Genomic DNA, 19,446 nt, shown 5'->3' on the forward strand with positions numbered 1-19,446 from the left:
TAATTGGATTGAGTATTTTGAAGTATGGTTAAACACGTTATCACAATTATAGTATTTGCATTTAGCCTTGTTAGCTATGGACAAATATCACGAGGCGGTCAGCCAATGCCGGAATCTGGATGGCTGGAATCAGTTCAGGTTCAGGTAGCAAGGCCCTCTGTGGCAGTGCGAAGTACAATGGTTGGTAAACAAACAACTCAGCCATTGCGATTTGCCGATCCTATTTATACCAACTTTACACCTCAGAATAGTGGAAGCTGGGAAACCAATGTAAACGGTTATAACGTGTGGCGTCTGGCTATTAAGTCAGAAGGGGCAAAGAGTCTCAACTTAATATTCGATGAGTTTTACCTTAATGAGGACGATAAGTTATTTGTTTATAACCCGGAACGTACTCATGTTCTAGGCGCTTTTACAAAAGAAAATAATAAACCTTCGAAAATATTTGCTGTAGCACCTGTTGCTGGTGATGAAATTATTATTGAGTTGCAAACAAAGCTTTCAATTGATTACATGCACGAACTGAATGTGAGCGCTGTTAATCATGATTTCCTTGGGGTGCATCAGTATTTAAAAAGGCAGAGTGATTTTGGCGATTCAGGTGATTGTAACATTAATGCATCATGTGAGAGTATCTGTTCTGATGAAGTACGACGTGCAGTTTGTAAAATTATTACTGACGGTACAATGCTCTGCTCTGGAACGATGGTTAATAGTTCGGATCAAACTGGGAACCCAATGTTTTTAACCGCAGGTCATTGCGCAACGAATTACCCAAGTGGTTCATTAGTTGATTACACAGCTCAAACCATCATCTTTTACTTTAACTATGAATCGCCAAGTTGCGATCCGGTAATAAACGGTACGGATGCACAAACAGTATCAGGAGCAGAGCTGTTGGCTTATGTCGAAAATATGGATTTTGCACTGTTACGTATGGCTGAAATGCCTAAGGATAGTTACCGACCTTATCTGGCAGGATGGACACGCGATGAAACAATTACCAATCCTGTTTTCTCAGTTCACCATCCACAAGGGGACGTTAAGAAAATAGCCATATCAAGTACAGCTCCGGTTAATGGAACCTATAATGCGAATTCATACGGAGGTGTATCATTTTTAGAAAATATACACTGGCATATTGCAAATTGGGAACGAGGGGTGACAGAAGGTGGTTCATCTGGCTCCGGATTGTTTACCGAAGACCAGTTGTTAATTGGTAATCTGTCGGGTGGAGCTGCATACTGTGGTAATCCCGTTGATGATTACTATGTGCGCTTTAACCAGGCTTGGGCCAATAATAGTGAAAAAGATAAGAGCTTGTCACAATGGTTGTCGCCTGATGATGTAACCGTTAATGAATTAAGTGGCCGTGAGTTGTCTGATTTTAAACGTATATCTCACCTGAATGACGAAAAATCAGCGCAGTTGTTATACGATAATGAATTTACAGGTAGTTGGTCTGGTCACAATGAAAGAAACTACACTGCCTATGCCAGCTCGTTCTATGATATTGAAAGTGCTAAAATAAGTGGAATTTATGTTGTGCCGAGCAAAGCTGAATATTCATCTCAAACTGTTAACGTTATAATCTGGGACAATAATAATGGAGTACCAGGAGATGTTTTGTGGAGCGAAAATAATATTCCCATTATGAATTTTTCAGCAAACCGAGAGACTTTACTTGAATTATCTAGCCCATTAGAAGTCAATAATTCGTTTTTTGCAGGTTTTGAGCTTTCCTATTCGGCAAATGTTGATACGTTTAGTGTATATATGAGTGATATCTCAGCTGAAGAAGGTAATAACAGAGCTTTCATCAAGCAAGCTAATGGAGAGTGGGTACAATATAATACAGTACATCCTTCAGGTAATAAGAGTACCTATTGGATAGATGTTTTGGCTTCTGATGCTGTGTTTGTTGGTATTGATGATGTGCCGACTTCGATTTCTGATAGCTATGTTAAAATTGTTAATAATCCGATTAAAACGGGAGAGATTAGCTTTAAAACCAACCTTGGCTTTTTAGAACGTGTTGAAGTTTTCAGTATCAACGGCTCCAAACTGCAACAAGTAAATATGGCAGGTGTTACCGAAGGTTCGTTCTCGGTTAGAAGCTTACCTGCCGGTTTATACTTGATTCGCTTTTCTTCTAAGAATAAATCAATTGTAAAGCGAGTGGTGATTAATAAGTAACTACTCAATAATCTGTAGGTTATCCAGACAGAAATACATTGGTAGTTCAAAATCAGCCTCGTCATCACGCGAGGAAGTTAGCTGAAACGCTAATTGATGGACCGCGCCCAGCTCTTTAAGATCTATTTGCTCCCATTCGGATTGAATGTATTTATAAGCTGTTGCTTCAGGACGATAATCCGCCAGTAAATGCTCAATAGGACCGGAGATAACCGCTCCTGCTTCATCTAATCCTGAAATACTAAGCAGAAAATAGTCTTTGCCTTCCTTTTTATTGAAATTACTAAGCATATATAAATAGCTGTTTGTGCAGTTGTTGACAGCTATACTTTTTACAACATGTGCTTTGCCTTCATCATCAAACTTTATGTTGTTAGGTATGCCTTCCATTTGTTTGAAGATGGTGAAGTTATCAGATTCATCAGCAGCACTTTTACCATATACACTAAATTCGTTATCAGCACTTGAACTGCTTGTACTTGCATTTTCACTAATCGCAAATCCGCTCCAGTCGTCAGGTGTGGCTTCGTTAAAGAGGCAAGGGTACTGTACGTAGCCTTTAAACTCATGGTAACCTTCTGCTGGGTTGTTAAAATAACCGTCATCATTAAAACTATTAAACTCTTCAAAGGTGTTAATGTGCAACGAATGTACCGTGATGTTCATTGTGTCGTCACCGTAGTCAGTTAGAACGGTAAATTGGTATTTATATGTACCAAGAGGTAATTTTTCAATGGTCAAATCTTTTTCATCGTGAAACTGAACGCCATCCTCAAACCAGGCATAAACAGAGTTGATATCATAGGTGATTTTAGGCTCAATAATTTCAGCACTGTCCGTATCAAAATCAAAACCGCCCTCTGGTATTTGTAAATAAATTTCAGGCGATGGAATAACTTTTTCCTCGTTCTGACAAGATGTAACAATAAAGGCTAAAGTTGCTAGTAGGTATATGTATTTAGTCATTCTATTTTAGTTTAAAATGATGGTCTAAGAAACCTGGAATTTGCTCAGCTCCAATTCTTTTGGCCAATATTTTCTTGTCTTTATCTAAAATGTATATTACAGGCGTGCTGTAAATGTCGTAATTATTTCTAAAGTTACTTCGGTTGTAAGGGTCGTAAAGGTGAATCCATTCATGCAGCTCATGGTTGTGGATAAACTCAACCCATGGTTCTTTTTCCCATTGTGTGTATACGGCCACCATTTTGATACTTTGGTTAGAATACTTCTTCCAAACCTCTTCGTTGAGCTTAGGGATTTCCTTCTCGCAGTGGCCACATTCTGGCTCCCAAAAAACAAGAATGGTGATATCGGCGCGTATTTCACTTAACTTGTAATACTCATCGGTATAGGACTGCATTTTAAAATCCGGAGCCGTTTTACCTAATATGTTGGGACTTATTTTATCAACACGTTCCTGCAGATTTTTAATAAACTCGTCATCTACCCAATCTGCACGACCGCTCAGGTAATAAGCTTCGCCTAAGCTCACCATTACAGCGTCCATTCCCATTATTTTACTTTCATTGGCGCGGTTAAATAAGTGTTGAATCAGGTACTTCTCCATTTCGTAATTGCCATTGGCCATCGCAATAACACGATGCGATTCTTTTATAATCGTATCAGGCATTTGTAATAATACATTGGAAAAATAGGTGTCGAGTTTAGTGGTGAAAAAGGGTGTGCGAAGCAGCCTTGGATCATCCATTTTAAAATTATCAAAATAATGCGCTTTGTAATAGTCGTAGCGCATACGCTGAACAACGGAGTCAGGATTAGAACAACCTACAGGGGCAGCCATTTGGGGGACTTCAATTTCTTGGGTGGCTCTTAAAAAAGTTTGCAGAAAACTGCCAGGATGCTTATTAATGAGTTCGTTATATTTTGCATTAACATCGGTAGTAAGTGCTGTTATTTTAGCTTGTAATTGCTTTTTAGTTTCCGCATCTGTGGCGTTTTTTATTTCATTCTGAATAGGGCCAGCTTCTTTTTGTTTACTCACTAAATATTGCTGATAATTTAGAAAGTCAGCACTCTCATCAGCCCCACTAATTTTCATATTATTTAGCAAATCAGCCTTCGATGTAGAGACGCTAAATTGTTGATCAGCGCCAATTAATAGATCGAAATAGCTTTGGTCTTGAAGGTAAACAATGTATAAGCCTTCTTCCAGCTTATCATTGCCTTTAAATGTATATCCTCCGTTGGGCTGGATATAGGTGGTGTCTTTCACCAACATCTTCTTGTTAAAATAATAACCAAGAATCAAGGTTGAATCTTTAACTCCATCAATTTTAACATTGATAGTGTGGCTTTGCGCTTTAATATTGCTTGTTGCGCAAAGTAGTGATACTAAAATTATGAGTGTTGAGATATATTTCATTTGGGATATTTTAAATATATAACAGAAAGGTAACAAAGTTTATAAAGGTCAAATAACCTTAAATTGGGATGTTCGGAATAAAAGTTTTTAACCATTCTGGTTTCAAAAGTATGATATATATAGTTTAAAACAGTTAACAATCTGAATGACTTGATGAAATTAAAATATTTTAAAAGTTTAATATGTTTAAATAATAATGCTTCATTTGGGTAATTTTTCAGGAGAAATAAAAGAGTCGTAATACTAACCTTTGTTTTTTCAACAAAAACTTTGTTTTCCTCTAAACCTATGTGGGTAACAGGATTATCAATGTGTGTTATTGTAATTCCAAGTTTTTCCATTTCAATGCCAAGCATAGTGTCTTCATGACCATATTGTGTAATTTGCTCATTAAATTGTATTTGATGGAACAAGCTTTTTTTTACTAAAAAGTTATTGGAAATAAACCCGGTATTTGAATTTTTAGTACGTGTATCGGCATCAAAATCTTCTCTAGCTCTTCCAAAACTCCAGCGGAGTGAAACTGAGGGGACGGGTAATTTGCTTGGATGTACCCTCCCTCCACACACTATATTATATTTACCAAGAATATTTTTGTAATTAAGTAGATAATATTTATTGATTTCAGAATCGCTATCAATAAAGAGTAAATTGGGATATACAGAACTTTTCGCCATTAAGTTTCGAATTGCTGCACGTCCAATATTTTTATCTAATTCTTTATAAGTAACATTATTAAGTTGTGAAATGGGACTATTAATAGCTTTATAATGAGCATTTGAATCATCATCAAAAACTAGGATTTCGACTTCCAATTGATGCTCATTTGATTGCATTATAAGTGCATGAACCAGTTTTGTAACATCAACATTATATACAGGGATACAAATGCTCAGCATGCTCTTTAAATAGCCTTAGTACTATTTTCTAACCATTCTTTTTCCTGTTGAGGTAAGAATGGAGCTAATAAGTTAAAAACCTTTTGATGATAATTGTTTAACCAATCTATTTCTGTTTGATTCAACAATGAAATATCAATCGCTCTGGTGTCAATAGGGCAAAGAGTTAAGGTTTCAAACTTAAGGAATGAGCCAAATTCTGTTTCCTTGGCTTTACTGGTTAATATCAGGTTTTCGATGCGGATACCATGTTTACCAGACTTGTAAATGCCAGGTTCATTTGATGAAATCATTCCTTCTTTAATCTCAACTCCGTTGTCTTGTGGGCGAATGCTTTGTGGACCTTCGTGAACGCAAAGGAAATGACCAATGCCATGGCCTGTTCCGTGGCCATAATTGATACCGTGTTGCCACATAGCCTGACGGGCCAGTATGTCGATATGAACACCTCTGGTTCCTGTTGGGAATACAGCATTATCCAGACCAATATGCCCTTTTAATACCAAAGTGAAATCTTTCTTTTCTTCATCTGTTAATGAGCCTAATGCAATGGTTCTGGTAATATCTGTGGTGCCCTCGGAGTACTGACCACCCGAGTCAATTAGATACAATCCTTTAGGCTCAAGCTCTGCAGCAGTTGCTTCTTGCACTGCATAGTGCACAATTGCACCATTACCGGCATATCCGCTGATGGTGTTAAACGAATCTCCATGATAATTCTCCTGTTCGACTCTATAGGCGCTTAGTTTTTTAGCGGCAGAAAACTCGGTGATGGTTTCTTTACCAATCGTACTATCCAGCCAATGCAGAAATTTCACCATTGCCACACCATCTTTCACCATGGCTTTTCTGAAGTTTTCTACTTCTACCTCATTTTTTTGAGCTTTAAAGTTGGTAATCAAACTTACTTGCTCAATCTTAGCCGACTGTGATGGTAAATTACTTAATATGGTGCTGTTGGTTCTATCCGGATCGATAAGGACAATGCTATCTGGCAGCATGTCTTTCAAAAACTCGTAAAAATCATCGTATAAGTTGACTTTAATATCTTCAATAGCCAGTTGTTTGCCAATCGACGATGTTAGCTTGTGTGGATCGATAAACAGGTTTACCTGATTCTCAGTGATAATGAGATAGGAATGAAACAATGGATTATACAGAATATCCTTACCTCTGAAATTTAAAGCCCAGGCAATTTCATCCAGCGACGCAATAATATAATGTGTGGCTCCTTGTGCTTTCATTTTCTCTCGGATAAGAGCAATCTTATCTGTTCGGCTCAATCCACAGTATTTTGTATCCAGCTCAAAAATATCTTCTTCCGGCATAGGAGGACGACCTTCCCAAATATCATCATCAAGCGATACTTTGCCATCTAATCGAATGTCAACCTTCTTCAGTTTTTTCGCTAACTCTCGGTACTCATTAATGGTAATGGTTTTACCATTTATGCCAACCACGCATCCTGCATTCAAATGGACACTTAGCCATTCTTTATAATCAGGAACATTGGCTTCACCCATCTTAAATAAGTCAATGCCCGAATCTTCCAATTGCTCTTCGGCTTGCAGGAAGTAGCGTGAATCAGTCCATAAGCCAGCAGATTCGTTGGTGACAACCACTGTGCCTGCTGAACCGGTAAACCCGGAAATCCACTCTCTGAATTTCCAGTGTTCAGAAGGGTATTCACTAAGGTGCGGGTCGGCACTTGGTATAATATAGGCATCCACACCAAGTGTGGCCATGTGACTTCTTAGCTTAAATAATCTATCTGGCGTTGACATATGCTTAGTTTTTTATCGTAATAGATGCTTCTTTATTAAAAAGGATAATGTTGGCAGGTTCATTGGTTTCAATACCTATCTGTCCTGAAAAGGTTACATTGTCATCTTCTTTGAAAAGCTGTAGTTTTTGAGGCGTAGGATGAGTGAATGTTCCATTAAAAACCTCACCATTAATAAGGTAAGAAATCGTAGGTGGGATAATTAATGTGGTATTTACTCGTTTGTTTGAAATCGTAATTTTTTTAATGCTTTCATCGGCATCTACCAACAGTTTACCTCTATCTAGCTCACAAAAAACAGAGGTTTTAACCTGCTCAATTTTGCCAATGAACTGTGAGCCTATCAGCTTAATGCTATCTGATTTGGTGATTGTTAGTCTGTCGGTAAATGATTTGATATCAGCTGACATAATGTTGTTAAAGGAGGCCATACAATAGCTCGTGCTACCGGCTACCTTCTGTCCATTGTTGATGTTTAATGTGCAGTTCGAAAAATCAGCAATGGTCGTTCCAAAAGAATCAATCAACCCTTCGACAAACGAAAGGTTCATTTGGTGCTTTTTATCTGTTGCTATATTTTTTAGTTCAAGGTTTCCATAGCTGTGGGTCAAATTAATCTGACCCAATGAGTTCTCAATCTTCACATCACCAATAGAATTGTTAATCGTTAAATCTAAACGAGCAGGTACAGTGATAGTATAATTGATTGTAAACGGATAGTTAGAAAAGAAGTCATCCAGAAAAACGGTTTTAAAATCGAGTTTATGGGAATAAGTACGGTCTTTAAACTCAATTAATTTTAGAATTTCTTCTGCTTCAAATTCGTTACTCGTTTCGATGTTGACAATAACCTCGAGTCGAATCATTTCTTTATCCCAGGTGCTGACATTAACAAAACCGTGCTTGTTATTCAGTTTTAACTCATTCAATTGCTTTGTTCCATATTCCTTTATGAGGGGTTCTCCGTTTTTAAGCTCAATCGTATTTTCGCTTGTATGACGATTATAATACTGGGCATCAGTTATGGACACTATCGAAAGAGTTATTATGCAAATAATTAAAAGTCGTTTCATGTCAAGGCTTTGTTAATTGTATTTTGCTTCCTTTTTAATAAAGGCTATGCTGTCTGTCTTGTTTAAACTAAAGTAGTGGCTAAATTAATCAAAATCGCCTTGCTTTAAAAATCTGCGAAAAGATTGTTGTAAAAGGGTTCTGTAAACATTATTAGCCTGATAAATCTTATACCTTTGCGATTTATTAAAATTTACTAATCATATTATGAAGACAATCAATTTGTTTAATAGAAGTAATCTTTGCTTTAAGCACTGGAATGGAGAGAATTATGCTGTTTTTAACAGCCTTAAAAAAGTAATGAAAATAGGAGCATTGGCAGCTACTTATCTAAGTGTTTTTGGCTTTCATCAAACATTTGCACAAACAGATACAGCTTCAATCAATAAAAAAATAAATCTCGAAGAGGTGGAGGTCTCCGCTCGCCGAACAACATCGGTGTATTCCGAGGTAGGGCGGGTGTTACATGTTATCCCGCGTAAGGAGATAGAAGCACTGCCGGTGTATAGCGTTCAGGATTTGCTCAGGTATGCCATGAATGTGGATGTGCGGCAACGAGGCCCTTTAGGTATTCAAGCCGATGTAAGCATCCGCGGTGGTTCGTTCGACCAGGTGATGATACTCTTTAACGGTATTAATGTTACCGACCCGCAAACCGGCCATTTGAGTTTAAACCTGCCGGTTGACATGCAAAGTATTGAACGCGTTGAAATATTAGAAGGGCCAGGAGCCCGTGTTTATGGTCCCGGTGCTTTTAGTGGCGCCATTAACTTTGTAACCGGCACTAAAACAAAGAATAATATAACTGCGAATGTATTAACAGGACAACATGGTTTATATAATGCTTCGGTCAATGCTACAGTTAAAACCGGTAAGCTCAAAAACTACGTAGCTGCCAGCACCGCCTCAAGTGATGGGTATATTGATAATACCGACTTCAAAAATCACAGCATTTTCTACCAAGGGCAATTAAATTTTGGACAGGAAAAATTAGATGTCCAGATAGGGCATAATGATAAGGCTTTTGGGGCCAATGCTTTTTACACACCTAAGTACCCTAATCAGTTTGAGCAAAACAAAACCACCTTTGCATCCATAAAGTTAACAGCTGGTGATAAATTAAAAATTACGCCGGCAATGTATTGGCGTCGTCATCAGGATCGATTTGAATTATTTCGTAATAACCCGGCATCGTGGTACACCAGTCATAACTATCATTTAACCGATGTATTTGGTGGAAGTTTTAATGCGGTGATTCCCTGGGAGGCCGGAAAAACATCTGTTGGAGGCGAGGTGCGTAGCGAAAATGTCTGGAGTAATGTGTTAGGCTATGAAATGGATGAGCCTAAAGATGTACCGGGTGAAGATGCACAGTTTACCAAGTCGTACCAGCGAACCAATGTATCAACTTTTATTGAGCATGTATATACTTACCAGCGATTTTCAATTTCGGGAGGTTTATTAATCAACTATAACACAGGTTTGGATTTTAAAGCGGATTTCTTTCCGGGACTTGATGTGAGTTATTGGGTGAGCAATGAAGTAAAGGTTTTTGGTAGTGCCAATAAAACACTACGCATGCCTACGTTTACCGATTTGTTTTACGATGGGCCAAGCAATATCGGAAACCCAAACTTAAAGCCTGAAGAGGCGATTACATACGAGGCGGGTATTAAGACGGTTAACAATTGGTTAAATGGTCAGGCCAGCGTTTACTACCGCCAGGGCGAAAACCTGATTGACTGGGGACGATTACCTGGTGATGTCGAATATTCAACGCGAAACTTATCTGATGTAAATTCGCTTGGGTTTCAGGTCCAAGGGCGCATTAATATTTTTGAACTAATTGGGCGAAACCCTTTCAATACATTGGAAGTAGGTTATGCCCATATTGACCAGGATAAAACCATGCCCGATAATTACGAGTCGGCCTATGTGGAGGATTATTTAAAGCACAAATTAAATATTGGTCTTCATGCCCGATTGATTGACCGTCTAGGCTTATCAGTTAATGCTTTGTATCAGGATAGAGAAGGAGAGTACATTGCTTTTACCGATGGTACTTATGATGAAATACCAACCAGCTACCAACCATTTTGGCTAACCGATGTGCGCCTGCAGTGGTCGGCAGATACATATAAAATATTTATAGATGCCAACAATGTGTTTGATGAGCAATATTACGATTTGGGTAATGTTGTGCAGCCAGGGCGCTGGATTAAAGCAGGAGTTCGAGTTAGTTTGAACCTATAAAAATAGAAGCAGACAATTGTACTAACCCGTTTGATTATAGTCAGACGGGTTTTTTGTAGACATTTACTTTTCCCGCTTTACTATCATCTCGCAATTTTTGCAATCGAATTCCAGGCGATAGTTATCTTTTTTATTATAAAGCGTTAGTGGTAAGAGCTTACGTACTTCTGGATGTTCCTTAAGGCATTGGTTATTCATGTATAACACGCAATGTTTGGTGCGCATCAGTTCAGCGCCTTTTATATTGGTTTGTTTCTCAAAGCCCCAATCACTCTTTTTAACACCATGACGGGCATAAAAATGTTGAGCTTTTTCGTTGATGATATTAGCCGTGTAGTTTAATTCTATTTTAGGAAAAGGCACAGAATTAGGCTTGAACACGGTGTCTTTTGGCCTGAAATGCATTCGTCGTTTGGTTTCGTGCTTTTCGATTAAAAGTCGTCTTGCTGCATTCAGTTCTTTGGCCTGGAAAAACCAATCGTTTTTTAAGTTAATTCGAACATTGTCAGGATGAAAAACCGTATTGCCCAGTTTGCTTATTTGTATCTTTATCTGGTCTAGTGCACGTTCAGGATTATTGGCGGTGCTCGGAGTTAAATCGCAAATAATGCTCGTTTCAAGTTGGTTGGCATCTCTTATTGATAGCTCAAATTGATTGTCTTTTTCAACAAAAAGAATATCGACGGGAATGGTGCGTTGACTGTTATTTTTTGCAACAGCATCAGTAAATGCCTTATCGAAGTTTCGATAAAGTAACATGCCTTTTGCAATACCTTTCATGTTGTTGGGATAAATTTTATTGCCCTCTATCTTATTTATTAAAACACCATTTAATTCCTTGTTTTTTGTGAAGTAGGTGAGTCCATCACCATTAGTCAGTTTTTCGTTTGAACTGATTACAAAATGGTCTTTGGCAACAAATTTCACTTGACCCAGTTCTTCGCCTATGTTTTTAGGAGAATCAATGGACCAGATGCCTTTTTCGCGGCCATTAACAAAGTAGTTGGTAAAACCACGATTAAAGCTTTTGGTGGCATCTGCCTTAAAACTTGTATGTGATAAACCCGACGATGCTCGTTTTATATCATTTCTTTTCTTCAGAATGGAATCGATGATTTGTCTGTAATGCGCTGTGATATTGGCCACATAATCTTTGTCCTTCAGTCGCCCTTCAATTTTAAAAGAAGTAATGCCTGCATCAATCAGTGCTTCAATGTGTGATGTCAGGTTAAGGTCTTTGAGTGAAAGCAAGTGTTTATCCTTATATATGTTGATGCCATTCTTGTCTTTCAGGCTGTATTTTAAACGACATGGTTGGGCACATTCGCCGCGGTTGGCACTGCGTTTATTAATGGAAGCACTCATATAACATTGTCCACTATAGCAAACGCACAAAGCACCATGAATAAAATATTCAAGGGGAACAGAGGTGTCCTGCTTGATTTCTTTTATCTGTTCAATTGATAATTCGCGGGCCAATACTACTTGCGAAAAACCGACGTCCTCCAGAAACTTAACCTTTTCAACGGTTCGATTATCAGTTTGCGTGCTGGCATGTATTTCAATAGAAGGGAGTTTTGTTTCCAGTAGGCCCATATCTTGAATAATGACGGCATCAGCTCCTATTTTATAAATAGCATGGATCAGTTGATTGGCTTCATCTATTTCGTGGTCAAATAGTAACGTGTTAAGTGTAATGTAAACCTTAACGCCAAATAAGTGCGCATAGTTAATGAGTTCTTCAATATCGCTCAATGAATTACCTGCATTTTTGCGAGCGCCAAAGCCTGGACCTCCAATGTAAACAGCATCTGCACCATGCTTAATAGCTGCCATTCCACATTCCAGATTTTTTGCCGGAGAAAGTAGTTCAATTGTTCTGTATTGTGGGCTGTTCATTGATTTTTATTTAGCTTAATATACGACCTGAATGGGTATTTACGTTATAATTTATATTTTTGCTTTGATACTATTTGCTCATGTGTGTGCAAAAGTAACATATTTATTTGACCCGAATCAGATGCCAGGTTTAGACGTAATTGTTGTTTTTGTTGTAATCGCTTTTATCCTTCTTTCGCTTTATCGCGAGTGGATGGGTGCTGCTTTTACATTTTTTATTGCGGTAATGGTTCTGGGTATCTTTAAAATACTGACACCAGGCGAAATATTGGCTGGATTTGCCAATGAGCAGATTGCCGTTATAATTATGCTGCTGTTGCTTGGTGATGCTATTCGGCAAACATCTGTTATTGAAATATTCTTTGCGAAGATTTTTCCAGCATCATCTACTTACAAAGGATTTCTGGCGCGCATGATGTTATGGGTAGGCGGTTTCTCAGCATTTCTGAATAATACACCACTTGTAGCCGTGATGATGCCCTATGTGCATCAATGGAGTAAGCGCAATAATATTTCTTCGTCGAAACTTCTTATACCCTTATCATATGCCGCTATTTTAGGTGGTTGTGTCACACTAATTGGTACATCAACCAACCTGATTGTTAGTGGGATGGTTATCGACCAAGACATAATTCCGGACATGGCACCCCTGGAGATGTTTGATTTTCTCTGGGTTGGATTACCTATGTTGGTCATCGGTTTCTTGTATCTGTATATCTTCAGTTATAAGCTGTTGCCAAGCAGGGCATCGGCTCTTGAGGATTTTAATGACTCTGAGCGGAAGTATCTGGTAGAAGCTGAAATAAGAAGTAATTCAGGGTTGATTGGGAAAGTTGTTAAGGACGTGGATTTCAAGGGTAAATATGGATTATTAGTTGTTGAAATATGCCGGGGTAAACAAATTATTCAGATAAGAGAGGGGAATTTTGTATTGCGTGAAGGCGATGTCTTGCGTTTTGCAGGTGAGCAAAATAATATAGCTGGTTTATTATCTGAAAACAGTGATTTAACGGTGCCGTCGGTGGGCATGATGTCAAAGCTAAAGCGTTCGCAAATTGTTGAGATCGTTATCTCCCATAATAGTTCGCTTATTACCAAGCAGGTAAAAGATATATATTTTAGAGGAAAATATGATTCAGCGCTGTTGGCTATACACCGTAATGGTGAACGAATAAAAGGAGGCATCGATGATGTGAAACTAAAAGCAGGTGACGTTTTGCTATTGTTAGCTGGTGATAACTTTACCAGTCATCTCCAAAACGAGATTGATTTCTATGTTATCTCGCGTGTGAAAGAATTACGAAAACCGGAGAAATACAAAATATGGGCATTGTTTGGAGGTACGCTCATGGCAATATTTTTAGCAGCGGTTAAGTTGGTACCATTGTTTCTAGGGTTGCTGATTGTTTTAGCCATGATTAATATTCTCAAGGTGGTTTCCTCTAAAGACTTACCTAAAAGCATTGATTATAATCTGGGTGTTATCATTGCGTTGTCATTGGCGCTTGGTACAGCCATGATTAAAACTGGTGTGGCCGACATGATTGCCAATTCCGTTATTCGGGTGTTTTTACCTTTCGGGCGCGTATGGTTATTGGTAGGAATATACCTGATAACAACCCTCTTAGCGGCGTATATAACCAATAAAGCAGCGGTGGCTATTATGTTTCCAATTGCCATTACAGCTGCCAAAAACCTGACCCATGACCCAATGCCATTTGTTTTGGTTGTGTCTTTTGCGGCAGCAGCTAACTTCCTGACACCTATTGGTTATCAAACCAACCTGATGGTGTATGGTCCTGGTGGTTATAACTTTAAGGATTTCTTTAAGATTGGCCTGCCCCTTACCATTATCTATATGGTGGTTACAATAGCAATATTAAGCTATATGTACTTCCCAAATGAATTATTCTCATAGCAAAAAGGCTGCCCGTATTATCGAACAGCCTTTAATAATTTTATGTGGTACTCGGGTTAATAATGGCCCAATAGCTTGGCCACTTTATCTACCTGTTTACTTTTATTAGGATCGATTGGTTTGTTGCTACTCTTAGCTTTCAGCATTTCTTTGCGCAATTCGACAAAGGCTTTTGAAACTTCTGACATGTTTTGCTGGCTTTTTACCAATTGACGTTCCATTTCTTTAAGTTGTGCCGATTGAGTGTCTAGTTGCTTTTGAATTTCAACGCGCTCAAGCCCGGCAGAACTGGCTTTTTTCTGCGATTCTCTTAATTCGTCCTGTAATATTTTATTACGCTCTTTAGCCAGTTGCAAAGAGTAGTTTAAACTCGCGGTATCACGTTTAAGAATATTAACGGTACGCATCGTTTGAGTTAATTCTTCATTGGCTAAATACGAGTCGGCTTCTTTAGCTTTGAAATTCTTCATCGTCTGGTCCAGCTTAGTACTCAGTTCTTCACTTTCGTCCTTAAGTTGGGTAACCATTATCATCAAATCCGAAATTTCATCCGTTTTTAAAGCATTGCTTTTGCCAAAGTCATCTTTCATGCTTTCATAATCAGATATGGCATTTTCAAGATTGACTTGTAACTTTTGGCTTTCGGTTGTTTTTTTATCAAGGTCCTTTTCTAACTGGCTGTTTTCAAGTAAAAGAGCGTCGTATTTCTTTTTCGATACAACGCAGCTACTCAATGACAAAACGAGTGCTGTTAACACAAATAATACTCTAGTCATATTTCATCGTTTTAATGTAATTTCAATAATTTAAGCAGGTATTTGACTTTAAATATACCTTAAAAGAACAGAAATCCTTCGTTGAATAAAAATCATTTCTCAAATTTAATATTTAAAATACCAAGGGGTGAACAATCAAAATCTGTGCCTAAAATGATGAGTTAGGTTGATTAGGGACGAATTGGTATTATATGTAGTTATTAAATTTTAGGAACGATTATTGTTTATGTTCGCGGGCAAAAGAAAAATAGTATCTTAACCACTAATTTAACGTGATTCGGAATAAACTAAAAACTAATAATATGCTTTTAAAAAAGATTAATACTAGTTTAGTTCTAATGGCCATGCTATTTGTAAGCTCGGGTGTGTTGGCTCAAAATATTGATATTAAAGGTCGTATCGTTGATGCTGAAACTAACAATCCGGTTGAGTTTGCAAACATTGGAGTTGTTGGGACGTATCTGGGAACGGCATCTGACTTTGATGGATACTACCAGTTAAGTATAGGAGAGGAGTTCGCTAATTTTAAGGTCCAAATTTCTGCTGTTGGCTATAAAGTAAAGGAGTTTACGGTAGATGAGTTGAATGTATTGAATGGTGAATCAATAAAATTGTTCAGCCAGACATACGGTATTCAGGCTGTTGATGTAAAAGCCGATTCGAAGCGTCTTTATGGCATTGTTAAAACGGCTGCTAATATCATTGAAGATTCGTATGAAAATGCCTATTCTGCCAACGTTTACCTTGAACAGGTTATGAACGGTGAAAAAACAGAGGCTGTTATTCGCTACTCAGATGAGAAGGGGTATGGCAATCGCTCACTGGCATCGGTATATGAAAGTCGTGGTTTTGAAGTAAAGGAAGTAAGACGCGATTATGAGGTGTCGCCTATTAAAAAAGGCATGATTCACGCCAATGATTTGCTTGCCTTCGATATTGTGCGTCAGCGTGGTAATGTTTTGGATATTGCTTTTGTTAATGACTATGAATTGACGCTTGCAGAGGAATCAGTTGTTAATGGAGATTCGGTTTGGGTAATCAATTACAAACTTAATACTCCGAATGTGGCCAATACCGGTGATGCTTATTGCAAATCGTACGCTGGTGTTATTGTTATTCGTCAAAACGACTATTCAATTGTGACGAACGAACTGGAATATACCTCGAAGGGTTTTTTCCATGCTGGACGTGACGCCTATCGTAGCAATACTGACGGTGATGATTATACCTGTAAAGTAACCGTGAACTACAGAAAAACCGCAAATAACAAATATGCTTTAAGCAAAATCAGATACGAAGGTGAGGGTGATGGAACTTCTTTAAAAGCGAGTTGGGTAGTTTATGACTATGCAACTTTTAAATCGGGAACTGATAAAACATTTTATACCGATAAAGCAGAAAACAAAGATTTCTGGAGTCGTTTCAGTTTGCCTTCAGAATAAAGGGATATGTTTAAGGAAAGTAAAAAGGGGATTTGCTCAATGGCTAAATCCCCTTTTTACGTTGTTGATAGATGTATTTTAATTTTTTGATTGGTAACATTTAACCCATTCAACCTGGATGTTGGCATCCGAACTTAATTGCTCAATGTCTTCAGTAATGTGAGAACTGAAAACAAGGTACATTGGTGAATCAGGAATATTGTTGCTTTGTTCATTAACTTTTACACCATTAATAAACCAGCTAATCTTCTCCTTATTCCATTCGATAGAATAAATATAATAATCGCTTTCAAAGTTGGCACCATTAACAGTTTTGGAAACCAATTGTGGCGCACTTCCATTTAATAATTGAAGGCCGGAAGTAAAACTTTTGGCATTTTTGCTGTTAAAGCGGAAGATGTCAATCTGCGGTGCCATTTTCTCGCCCACCATCCAAAATGCATGGGTAACGGCTTTGTTATGATTGACTTTTACTTTAGCTTCAATTTTTCCATATGCTTGTCGGTGGCTTTGACCTGTGCTAATTAGACCAGATGTGAAATTGAACTTTTTCGGCATAAATCCTCTTTCAGTATCCCAAACTAAACCCTCAGTTTCTTCACTTTTAGTGTTAATGTTGAGTCCATTTCCATTAATGCTAATATTGTTATCAGTAAAGAATTGGTTTTCATTTTCGAGAACGTAGGTTTTATTGAGAAGAGCTTTGCCCCAATAATAGCCTGTAATCCATTTTCCTTTGTCTAGTTGTTTGGCTGAGAATTCATCTTCAAATGATATTTCCCATTTGTCAATAGTATTAAAGGCGTTCTTCTTTTCGGTTTTCGTATACCAGTCGTAATCCGGTGATTTTAAGAGTTTCGAGTGCTCCTGAATCAGGCTAAACTCCTCCGACTTTTGGAACTTCTTTTTATCCTCCATCCAATTTTTAAATTGAATAAATTTTTCAGAAGTAACCTCGTGTTCTAATTCATGATAGGTTTTTAATCGCTCAGAATCATGCATGTTTAGATAATTCTTATAATTAGTCGATTTAACCTGTTTATTGTAGAGCTTAATATCTGCGTCTTTCGATAGGGTTTTGTAGCGTTTAAACTTTTGGAAAGCTTCCGTCTTTTTGAAACCTTTTTGTTGTTTTGCGCTTAAAAACTCACTGCTTCTGATATATTCACTTAAATCGGTTAGTTCGGTTAGTTTCGCCGATTCTTTAATTGAATTTATCTTCTCAGGCATTCCAGATGCCTGGTATTTAAAATACCTCTTGAATTCACTCGATTTTTTGCGGGTATTATATTTATCTAATTGCCTGTGTTCTGCAGTATCTTTAAAACGTTCGTTTTTTAGCTTGTCAACTTTCTTTTTAAATTCAGTTGAATTAATAAGAAGCTCTAGTTCTTTAATACGTTTTAACTCATCCGATTCGATGTAGGCATTAAAACGATCAAAGTCGGCATGTAGCTGTTTAATGCTGGCTTCATATTTAGCCGTTTTTGGATATTTTGAAGAAAAAAGTGCCATTAATTTTAAGTTTTGGGCGTTTAGTAGGTATCATACGCGTTTCATTCAATAAAGTTTACTGTTTATTCAATATTTTTTACAGAAAGTAATAGGTGTTCGTAAATAGCATGATATTGTACGGATATGAACGGTTTGTATTTGTTGGGTAAAGTACTAAGGTTCAGAAAATGAGGATGTAATGTTTTTTGGTTTGATAGTTGAATAATCATTTCATGTGTAACACTTATAACGATGAGAATTTTGTTACAGATTCACACATGATGAATGATATTTGCTGGATTATTTAAGATTATTAACAATTTTTAGTCTTGTTTGTAGAAAATTGTAAGTGTTTTTAAATATCAGTAACATAGATATATAGGATATATTTTGTGTTCTATAACATTAAAATAGTGTTAATTTTTATCTGCTTATAAAAAACATGATTTCGGTCATATATCTTAAAAATCTAAAGTGTGTTTTTTGCAGCGAAATTGAGATGACTTGTTAAGCATATAACAGTTTTAATTACGAACCATGAATGATTTATTACAGTTAGTTAGTTTTTTCGATACGACATCTTTAGAGGAGATGAGTAGGGTTAAGCTATTAAATAGGTTAGACACAAAATATATTGTGTCTCCGGCTGTATTAGTCAAAGCTCTGTCAAAACATATCAACGACTACGAGGTGTTGGCTGTTAACGGGAAAGTAGATTTGTCCTATAACACCATATATTTCGATACCGATGAACTATCGATGTACAAAGAACATCACAATGGTAAAAATCATCGTTACAAAGTTCGTTACCGTCAGTATAAAGAAACAGGTGATAAATTTATTGAGGTAAAAGAGAAAATTAAAAGTCGCACCGTTAAGCAGCGATTAAGAATTGATCAGTTTACTTATCCTATCGCCAAAGGCTTAGAATGTTTAGTGCATGATTGCACGCCTTATCAGGCCAGTGGTTTAGAACCTAAGTTATCAACAGATTTTACACGTATTACATTAATTAATAAAAAGGCTTGCGAGCGAATTACTATTGATTTGAATATTCGTTTTACCAATGAGAAACAATGTAATTATTCATTAGGTAATTGTGCAATAATTGAGATTAAACGCGATAAAGAAAATGTTTACTCTTCATTTGCCCGTACATTGAAATCAAAAGGTGTTTTACCAATGTCAATCAGTAAGTATTGTTTGGGAACAATTGCTCTTAATAATGAAGTAAAATACAATCGTTTTAAACCACGATTGAGGAAAGTTGAAAAATTAATTGCTCAAGAACATTCACAACTAGCAATGGTTGTTTAAATTGTTATCAGG

The 19,446-nt window shown here is 37.3% G+C and carries 13 protein-coding genes; 5 read left to right on the plus strand and 8 right to left on the minus strand.

Translation table 11 applies throughout. From position 1 onward, the window contains the following. Nucleotides 1–24 precede the first annotated feature (24 nt). The gene (locus tag J1N10_RS16980) at nucleotides 25–2,196 is read left to right on the plus strand and encodes a trypsin-like peptidase domain-containing protein (protein ID WP_262327929.1); all 2,172 of its coding nucleotides are present in this window, start codon (nucleotides 25–27) and stop codon (nucleotides 2,194–2,196) included. Here J1N10_RS16980 and J1N10_RS16985 read toward each other — a convergent pair whose 3' ends face one another. The 5 genes from J1N10_RS16985 to J1N10_RS17005 are packed head-to-tail and all read right to left on the minus strand — an operon-like array spanning nucleotide 2,197 to nucleotide 8,337. After that, the gene (locus J1N10_RS16985; protein WP_262327930.1) at nucleotides 2,197–3,162 is read right to left on the minus strand and encodes a DUF4465 domain-containing protein; all 966 of its coding nucleotides are present in this window, start codon (nucleotides 3,160–3,162) and stop codon (nucleotides 2,197–2,199) included. Nucleotide 3,163: 1 nt separating this feature from the next. Continuing rightward, complete coding sequence (locus tag J1N10_RS16990; RefSeq protein ID WP_262327931.1) at nucleotides 3,164–4,582, minus strand: TlpA family protein disulfide reductase; 1,419 nt, start codon at nucleotides 4,580–4,582, stop codon at nucleotides 3,164–3,166. After that, a complete protein-coding gene (locus J1N10_RS16995) occupies nucleotides 4,579–5,481 on the minus strand; it encodes a glycosyltransferase family 2 protein (protein WP_262327932.1) in 903 nt (300 codons plus the stop codon). The genes J1N10_RS16990 and J1N10_RS16995 overlap by 4 nt, the downstream gene beginning before the upstream one ends. Before the next feature lie 5 nt (nucleotides 5,482–5,486). After that, on the minus strand, nucleotides 5,487–7,265 hold the full coding sequence (locus J1N10_RS17000) for an aminopeptidase P family protein (protein ID WP_262327933.1): 1,779 nt from the start codon (nucleotides 7,263–7,265) through the stop codon (nucleotides 5,487–5,489). Between the two features lie 4 nt (nucleotides 7,266–7,269). After that, complete coding sequence (locus tag J1N10_RS17005; RefSeq protein ID WP_262327934.1) at nucleotides 7,270–8,337, minus strand: hypothetical protein; 1,068 nt, start codon at nucleotides 8,335–8,337, stop codon at nucleotides 7,270–7,272. Nucleotides 8,338–8,542: 205 nt separating this feature from the next. Here J1N10_RS17005 and J1N10_RS17010 point away from each other — a divergent pair, with 205 nt between their 5' ends. Beyond that, entirely contained in the window at nucleotides 8,543–10,588 is a 2,046-nt protein-coding gene (locus J1N10_RS17010; RefSeq protein ID WP_262327935.1) for a TonB-dependent receptor, read from the plus strand. 63 nt (nucleotides 10,589–10,651) lie between these two features. Here the strand turns inward: J1N10_RS17010 and J1N10_RS17015 are convergent, their stop codons facing one another. After that, complete coding sequence (locus J1N10_RS17015) at nucleotides 10,652–12,487, minus strand: peptidase U32 family protein (protein ID WP_262327936.1); 1,836 nt, start codon at nucleotides 12,485–12,487, stop codon at nucleotides 10,652–10,654. A 121-nt stretch (nucleotides 12,488–12,608) separates the two neighbouring features. On the opposite strand from J1N10_RS17015, the gene J1N10_RS17020 reads away from it, so the two are divergent. Then, nucleotides 12,609–14,405: an SLC13 family permease gene (locus tag J1N10_RS17020; RefSeq protein WP_262327937.1), complete on the plus strand. Its 1,797-nt coding sequence runs from the start codon at nucleotides 12,609–12,611 to the stop codon at nucleotides 14,403–14,405. A 56-nt stretch (nucleotides 14,406–14,461) separates the two neighbouring features. Here J1N10_RS17020 and J1N10_RS17025 read toward each other — a convergent pair whose 3' ends face one another. Beyond that, nucleotides 14,462–15,181 carry a hypothetical protein gene (locus tag J1N10_RS17025; protein WP_262327938.1) on the minus strand — a complete coding sequence of 240 codons (720 nt, stop codon included), beginning with the start codon at nucleotides 15,179–15,181 and terminating at the stop codon, nucleotides 14,462–14,464. A 302-nt stretch (nucleotides 15,182–15,483) separates the two neighbouring features. Here J1N10_RS17025 and J1N10_RS17030 point away from each other — a divergent pair, with 302 nt between their 5' ends. Further along, nucleotides 15,484–16,623 carry a carboxypeptidase-like regulatory domain-containing protein gene (locus J1N10_RS17030; protein WP_262327939.1) on the plus strand — a complete coding sequence of 380 codons (1,140 nt, stop codon included), beginning with the start codon at nucleotides 15,484–15,486 and terminating at the stop codon, nucleotides 16,621–16,623. Nucleotides 16,624–16,701: 78 nt separating this feature from the next. Here the strand turns inward: J1N10_RS17030 and J1N10_RS17035 are convergent, their stop codons facing one another. Beyond that, nucleotides 16,702–18,138, minus strand: a complete 1,437-nt coding sequence (locus tag J1N10_RS17035; RefSeq protein WP_262327940.1) for a glycoside hydrolase family 16 protein — start codon at nucleotides 18,136–18,138, stop codon at nucleotides 16,702–16,704. Between the two features lie 516 nt (nucleotides 18,139–18,654). Between J1N10_RS17035 and J1N10_RS17040 the strand changes: the two genes are divergently transcribed. Then, nucleotides 18,655–19,434, plus strand: a complete 780-nt coding sequence (locus tag J1N10_RS17040; protein WP_262327941.1) for a polyphosphate polymerase domain-containing protein — start codon at nucleotides 18,655–18,657, stop codon at nucleotides 19,432–19,434. Nucleotides 19,435–19,446 lie beyond the last annotated feature (12 nt).

Origin of the sequence: Carboxylicivirga litoralis, assembly GCF_025499605.1 — a bacterium.
In the GTDB taxonomy this organism is placed as follows: domain Bacteria; phylum Bacteroidota; class Bacteroidia; order Bacteroidales; family Marinilabiliaceae; genus Carboxylicivirga; species Carboxylicivirga litoralis.